The sequence below is a fragment of the Inquilinus limosus MP06 genome, from assembly GCF_000767795.1.
Classification (GTDB): domain Bacteria; phylum Pseudomonadota; class Alphaproteobacteria; order DSM-16000; family Inquilinaceae; genus Inquilinus; species Inquilinus limosus_E.
In genome coordinates this window covers 1-6,624 of the sequence record NZ_JANX01000349.1, presented here as the reverse complement: position 1 = coordinate 6,624, position 6,624 = coordinate 1, and the positions used below count along the sequence as shown (strand labels likewise).

7 protein-coding genes are annotated in these 6,624 nt (G+C 69.3%); 3 read left to right on the top strand and 4 right to left on the bottom strand.

The annotated features are described in order from the left end of the window. The coding region (locus tag P409_RS22485) for a DEAD/DEAH box helicase (RefSeq protein ID WP_034843929.1) at window positions 1-1,147 on the bottom strand (1,147 nt) is incomplete at its 3' end. A gap of 168 nt (window positions 1,148-1,315) precedes the next feature. On the opposite strand from P409_RS22485, the gene P409_RS22480 reads away from it, so the two are divergent. Next, window positions 1,316-1,858: an isochorismatase family protein gene (locus P409_RS22480; RefSeq protein WP_034843926.1), complete on the top strand. Its 543-nt coding sequence runs from the start codon at window positions 1,316-1,318 to the stop codon at window positions 1,856-1,858. Beyond that, the gene (locus tag P409_RS22475) at window positions 1,855-2,559 is read left to right on the top strand and encodes an alpha/beta fold hydrolase (RefSeq protein WP_034843923.1); all 705 of its coding nucleotides are present in this window, start codon (window positions 1,855-1,857) and stop codon (window positions 2,557-2,559) included. Before P409_RS22480 ends, P409_RS22475 begins: the two co-directional genes overlap by 4 nt. On the opposite strand, the gene P409_RS22470 is transcribed toward P409_RS22475, so the two are convergent. From P409_RS22470 to parE, 3 genes are all read right to left on the bottom strand, one after another. Beyond that, the gene (locus tag P409_RS22470) at window positions 2,556-3,101 is read right to left on the bottom strand and encodes a hypothetical protein (protein ID WP_052121191.1); all 546 of its coding nucleotides are present in this window, start codon (window positions 3,099-3,101) and stop codon (window positions 2,556-2,558) included. The two genes, P409_RS22475 and P409_RS22470, sit on opposite strands and share 4 nt — an antisense overlap. Window positions 3,102-3,165: 64 nt before the next feature. Continuing rightward, window positions 3,166-3,693, bottom strand: a complete 528-nt coding sequence (locus P409_RS22465) for a hypothetical protein (protein WP_034843930.1) — start codon at window positions 3,691-3,693, stop codon at window positions 3,166-3,168. A gap of 285 nt (window positions 3,694-3,978) precedes the next feature. Continuing rightward, a complete protein-coding gene (gene parE / locus P409_RS22460) occupies window positions 3,979-5,961 on the bottom strand; it encodes a DNA topoisomerase IV subunit B (RefSeq protein ID WP_034843919.1) in 1,983 nt (660 codons plus the stop codon). A 92-nt stretch (window positions 5,962-6,053) separates the two neighbouring features. Between parE and P409_RS22455 the strand changes: the two genes are divergently transcribed. After that, the gene (locus P409_RS22455) at window positions 6,054-6,455 is read left to right on the top strand and encodes an acyl-CoA thioesterase (protein ID WP_034843916.1); all 402 of its coding nucleotides are present in this window, start codon (window positions 6,054-6,056) and stop codon (window positions 6,453-6,455) included. Window positions 6,456-6,624: the final 169 nt, after the last annotated feature.

Below are 6,624 nucleotides of genomic sequence, written 5' to 3'. Positions count from 1 at the left end.
CGTCCTCGGACAGGAAGCCCTCGATCCCGATCTCCGGCAGCACCAGCAGCGGGATCTGCTTCTTGGTCAGGGTTTCGATCGCCTTGACGAAGCGGCCCTCCTCGGGCGTGGCGATCGAATAGGCCTTGCCGGTCTTGCCGGCGCGGCCGGTGCGGCCGACGCGGTGGACGTAGTCGTCGGCGTGGATCGGCACGTCGAAGTTGAAGACGTGGCCGATGTCGCTGACATCGATGCCGCGCGCCGCGACGTCGGAACAGACCAGCGTGGCGATCTCGCCCTTGCGGAACCGGTCCAGCGTCTCGTTGCGCATCGACTGGACCATGTCGCCATGCAGCTGGCCGACATTGAAGCCGTGCTTCTGCAGCGACTTGAACACCACCGAGACGTCGCGCTTGCGGTTGCAGAACACGAAGGCGCTCTTCACGTCCTCCTGTCGCAGCAGGTGGCGCAGCGCCTTCCGCTTGTCCTCGGCCTCGACGATCACGACGCTCTGCTCGACCGTGTCGGCGGTGGTGGCCGGCGGGGCCACCGAGATCTGCTTCGGATTGCTGAGGAAGGCGTCCGACAGGCGCCGGATCTCCGGCGGCATGGTGGCGCTGAAGAACAGGGTCTGCCGCAGCGGGGGCAGCAGGCCGACGATGCGCTCGATATCCGGGATGAAGCCCATGTCGAGCATCCGGTCGGCCTCGTCGATCACCAGGATCTTGACGTCGGCCAGCAGGACCTTGCCACGCTCGAACAGGTCGAGCATCCGGCCCGGCGTGGCGATCAGCACGTCGACGCCGCGGTCCAGCTTCTTGATCTGGTCCTCGAAGCTTTCGCCGCCGATCAGCAGGGCGTAGGACAGCTTCTCGTATTTCCCGTACAGCTCGAAATTCTCGGCCACCTGGGCGGCCAGCTCGCGCGTCGGCTCCAGGATCAGCGACCGCGGCATGCGCGCCCGGGCCCGGCCGGAGGCGAGGATCTCGATCATCGGCAGGGTGAAGCCGGCGGTCTTGCCGGTCCCGGTCTGCGCAATGCCGAGGACGTCGCGCCCCATCAGCACATAGGGTATGGCCTGGGCCTGGATCGGGGTTGGCGTGGTGTAGCCGACATCGTCCACGGCGCGCAGGATTTCGGGCTTCAGCCCTAGATCCGAAAAGAGCATCGTACTGGAATCTTTACTAATGGGGGCGGCCGCGCGGCCCGCCGCAGGCCCTTTAAATGGGAAAAACCGGCGTCAAGTCAATTGAAACTATCGAGACGTCCGGGCATGGCTCACCCCAGCGGCGCGCGACTCGGGCGTTGCCGGGGCGATGAATCGAAGAGGTGACGAATGCTGCTCGACCGGAATGACAGCGTCCTCCTGGTGGTCGACGTGCAGGCGAAGCTGGTGCCGGCGATGCATGATTTCGCGGCGGCGCGGAAGGGCATCGAGACGCTGATCCGCAGCGCCGTGGCGCTCGGCGTGCCGGTGCTGTTCGCCGAGCAGTATCCGAAGGGGCTCGGCCCGACCCTGCCGGACCTCCTGGCCCTGGCGCCGGATGCGCCGGTGGTGCCGAAGACGCGGTTCTCGGCCGTGGGCGAGCCGGCGCTGCTGGACCATCTCGAGGGCATCGGCCGCCGCACCGTCGTGTTGTGCGGCCTGGAAAGCCATGTCTGCGTGCTGCAGACCGCCTTCGACCTGCACGATGCCGGCTTCCGGCCGGTGGTCGCGATCGACGCCACCACGGCGCGGGCGTCGCGCAGCACGGCGGTGGCGGAGCTGCGGCTGGTGCAGGGCGGCGTCGAGATCGCGACCGCCGAGATGGCCTGCTTCGAATGGCTGGGCGAGGCGGGGACCGAGGAGTTCCGCACGGTGAGCGCCTTCCTGCGATGACCCTGCCGGTCCTGTTCCTGCCGGGCCTCTTGTGCGACGCCGACCTGTGGGCGGCGCAGCTGAACGCGTTCTCGGCCGAGCGGCCGGTGGCCGTGGCCAGCCTGGCCGGCGCCGATTCCGTGGCCGGACTGGCCGAGGCGGCGCTGGACGCGGCGCCGCCGCGCTTCGCCCTGGCCGCGCTGTCGATGGGCGGCTATGTCGCGCTCGAGATCCTGCGCCGGGCGCCGGAGCGGGTGGGCGGCCTGGCCCTGATCGACACCTCGGCCCGGCCGGATACGGAGGAGCAGAGCCGTCGCCGGCGCGGCCTGTTGGCCCTGGCCCGGAAAGGCGAGTTCAAGGGCGTGACGCCGCGGCTGCTGCCGATGCTGCTGCATCCCGGCCGGCTGGAGGACGAGGCGCTGACCGGCCGGGTGATGGCGATGGCCGCGCGGATCGGCCGCGACGCCTTCCTGCGGCAGCAGACGGCCATCCTGGGGCGGCCGGACAGCCGCCCGGACCTGCCGCGGATCGGTTGCCCGACCGTGGTGGTCTGCGGCCGCCAGGACGCGCTGACGCCGCTGGCGGTATCGGAGGAGATGGCCGGTCTGATCCCCGGCGCGGACCTGATGGTGGTCGAGGAGTGCGGCCATCTCTCGACCATGGAGCGGCCGGATGCCGTCAACGCCGCGCTGGCCACCTGGCTGGGGCGGCTGGCGGCCTAGGGGAAGTCGGGCCGGCCGAAGGGCACCGGCAGGACATAGGGGAAGAGCTGGATGGTCAGGTGGCGGACCAGGGAGACGAATTGCGGGTCGTCCGGCCCGGTCGCCTGATCGAGATAGCCCGCCACCGCCGACTGCTCGCGGCCGAGGATGCAGAAGGCGGCGCGCACCACGATCGGCCGCTTGGCCGGGGCGGTGGTCCAGGTCTTGCGGTCGCACAGGTCGAACGGGTTGACCTCGGGCCGGGCGTTGAACACCACCGAGACGAAGTAGTCGCGGTTCTCGGTCGGCCCGGGCGTGGTGGTGAAGCGGGTCCTCGGCCCGACATAGGTGCCGGTCATGATGTCGGTCACCTGCTGGTCGAAGCCCGGCGTGCCGAAGGGATTGCCCTGGACCACCGTGCGCAGGTCGCGGCCGTCGGCGGCCCGGAACAGCTCGCCGGTCGAATACATCATGCCCAGATCGCTGCGGATGATCCGCGGCCCGGAGCAGGCGGCCAGCGCCAGCAGCGCGGCGGCGGCGAGGGCGCATCGAAGCAGGACCATGGCATTTCCCCCTTCAGAGCTCGCGCAGAGGGCGGGCGCCGGTCGGGCCGGCGCCCGCCCGTGATCAGTACGGGAACATCGCCAGCATCATGTGTTGGATCATGCTGACGAAATTCGGGTCGTCCGGCCCCTTGACGTTATCGACATAGCCGGTCACGGCCGTGGCCTCGCCGCCGGTGATGCAGAAGGCGGCGCGGGCGGTGATCCGGTTGGGATTCGGCGGTGCGGTCGGGATCGGCGCGCTGTTGCACAACGCGAACGGCACGACGTCCGGGGACGGGTTGAACACCACGGAGACGAAGTAGTCGCGCTTGGCCGTGGGGCCGGGGGTGGTGGTGAAGTTGGTCTTCGGCCCGACATAGGTGCGGTTCATGATCCGGGTCACCGCCTGGTCGAAGCCGGGCGTGCCGAAGGGATTGCCCTGGACCACGGTGCGCAGGTCGCGGCCATCCGCGGCGGCCGAGAACTCGACCCGGGAGTAGCGGGAGCTGATGTCGGAGACGACCACCCGGTCGCTGGCGCAGCCGGCCAGGATCGGGACGGCGAGGCCGAGGGCGGCGAGGGGCGGGAGGCGGAGCGCTTGGTGGATCATGTCCGTTCTCGATGCGGCCAGTCTCGATGATAAGGCGCGGCGCGGGGCGCCGCCAATCGGCCGGCGCTTCCGTTCTACGCTCACCGTTCGGCCCGACTTGTGCCCCGGGTCACAGGCTGCGGCCGGATGTCCCGCACGACTCTGCCCGTCATATCGGGAAGAGAACCGTCATTGCGAGCACAGCGAAGCAATCCAGGGCCGTTTGGCGTGGCCCCTGGATTGCTTCGTCGCCGCGCTCCTCGCAATGGGCCCTCCTGCAACACGGCCTGCTCGCGGCCGTCGGATTCAGATATCCAGCTCGGTGGCCTTGTCGGCGTTCTGCTGGATGAAGCGCAGCCGCAGCTCCGGCTTGCGGCCCATCAGCTGCTCCACCAGGTCGGCGGTGCGGCGGCCGTCGATCTCGTCCTCCGGGTCGTCCGCCAGCTCGACCCGCAGCAGCGACCGCTTGGCCGGGTCCATGGTGGTGTCGCGCAGCTGGGCCGGCATCATCTCGCCCAGGCCCTTGAAGCGGCTGATCTCGACCTTCTTGCCGGCGAACTGCTTGGCCAGCACCTCGTCCTTGTGGGCGTCGTCGCGGCAATAGACGGTGGTGGTGCCGGCCTGCACCCGGTACAGCGGCGGCTGCGCCAGGAACAGGTGGCCGTCGGCGATCAGGCCGCGCATCTCCTTGTAGAAGAAGGTCATCAGCAGCGACGCGATATGGGCGCCGTCGACATCGGCGTCGGTCATGATGATGACCCGCTCGTAGCGCAGCTTGTCGCTGGCGTACTGGCCGCGGGTGCCGCAGCCCAGCGCCAGGGTCAGGTCGGCGATCTCCTGGTTGCCGGCCAACTTGTCGGCCGAGGCGCTGGCCACGTTCAGGATCTTGCCGCGCAGCGGCAGGATCGCCTGGGTCTCGCGGCTGCGGGCGGCCTTGGCCGAGCCGCCGGCGCTGTCGCCCTCGACCAGGAAGATCTCGGTGCCTTCCGGCGCGTTGCGGCTGCAATCGGCCAGCTTGCCGGGCAGGCGGACGCGGGCGGTCGGGGTCTTGCGCCCGTTCTCCTTCGCCTGCTTGCGGCGCAGCCGCTCCTCGGCCCGCTCGGTCAGGAACTCCAGCAGCCCCTCGGCCGATTTCGGGTCGGCCGACAGCCAGTGGTCGAAATGATCCTTGATCGCGCCTTCGACCAGCTTCGCCGCCTCGGGCGAGGCCAGCCGGTCCTTGGTCTGGCTCTGGAACTGCGGGTTCGGGATGAAGATCGACAGCAGCACGGCGACGCCGGACATCACGTCGTCAGCGATGATCTGGCCGGCGCGCTTGTGGTTGGCCATCTCGGCGAAGCCGCGCAGGCTGCGCAGCAGGCCGCTGCGCAGGCCCTGCTCATGGGTGCCGCCCTGCGGCGTCGGGATGGTGTTGCAATAGGTGTGGACGAAGCCCTCGTCGTCGTCCTCCGGCCAGGCCACCGCCCATTCCAGCTGGCCGCCGCCATCGGGGAAGGTGGCGGTGCCGGCGAAGGCGGTGGGGGTGCGCATCGGCCGGTCGTTCAGCGCCGCCTTCAGGTAGTCGGACAGGCCGCCCGGGAAATGCAGCACCGCCTCGGCCGGGGTGCGGTCGTCGCCGGCCACCAGCGCCGGGTCGCAGCGCCAGCGGATCTCGACGCCGCGGAACAGATAGGCCTTGGACCGGGCCAGCCGGTACAGCCGGCCGGGCTGCAGCCGGGCATCGGCGCCGAAGATCTCCGGGTCCGGATGGAAGCTGATGGTGGTTCCGCGCCGGTTCTGCACCGCGCCGCCGCGCTCCAGCGGGCCCTGCGGCAGGCCGCGGGAATAGCGCTGGAGGAAGAGCTGGCGGTCGCGCGCCACCTCGATCCGCAGGTCGTCCGACAGGGCGTTGACCACCGACAGGCCGACGCCGTGCAGGCCGCCCGAGGTGGCGTAGATCTTGTTCGAGAACTTGCCGCCGGAATGCAGCGTGGTGAGGATCACCTCCAGCGCCGACTTGCCGGGGTATTTCGGGTGGTCGTCGACCGGAATGCCGCGGCCGTTGTCGCGGACGGTGACGACGCCATCGGCATCGAGCCACAGGTCGATCGTGTTGGCGTGGCCGGCCACCGCCTCGTCCATGGAATTGTCCAGCACCTCCGCCACCAGATGGTGCAGGGCGCGGTCGTCGGTGCCGCCGATATACATGCCGGGGCGGCGGCGCACCGGCTCAAGCCCCTCCAGGACCTCGATGTCGCTGGCGGTGTAGCGGCCGTTGGAGTTGCTGCCGGGCTCGAACAGATCTGCCATGATCCGGAATCGGGGTCTTCTCGTGGAACTGCGGGCTGACTCCATCATATAGACACTTCCGGCCTGTGCGTAACCAAATCTAGGATTCTTCCGTGACCACCCTGCTGCTGCCCTCCGGGATGCCGGCCCTCCGCACCATCGCCATGCCGAAGGACGCCAACCCGAACGGCGACATCTTCGGCGGCTGGCTCCTGTCGCAGATGGACCTGGCCGGCGCCGTGGTGGCGCATGAGCGGGCGCGGGGCCGCACGGCGACGGTGGCGGTGGAGGCGATGAGCTTCCTGGCCCCGGTCAGGATCGGCGACACCGTCTCCTGCTATGCCGAGCTGGTGTCGACCGGGCGCAGCTCGATGAAGGTGCGGATCGAGACCTTCGTGCAGCGGCGCACCGACCACAGCGTGGTCAAGGTCACCGACGGCACCTTCACCTATGTCGCGATCGACGGCGAGGGCAAGTCGCGCTCCCTGCCGCCGGAGCAGACCGCGATCGGGTAGGGCCTCTCAAAGCCCCCAGGCGTAGCCGAACACCGCCAGGCCGTAGCAGGCGCCGAACACCAGGGTGAGGGTCACGGTCTCGCGGATGAAGGTCCAGTCGCTCATGATGTTCCTCTTATGTTCCGTGCGAAGGATAGGAACATAGGAGGAACATTCGGTCAAGCGGGAT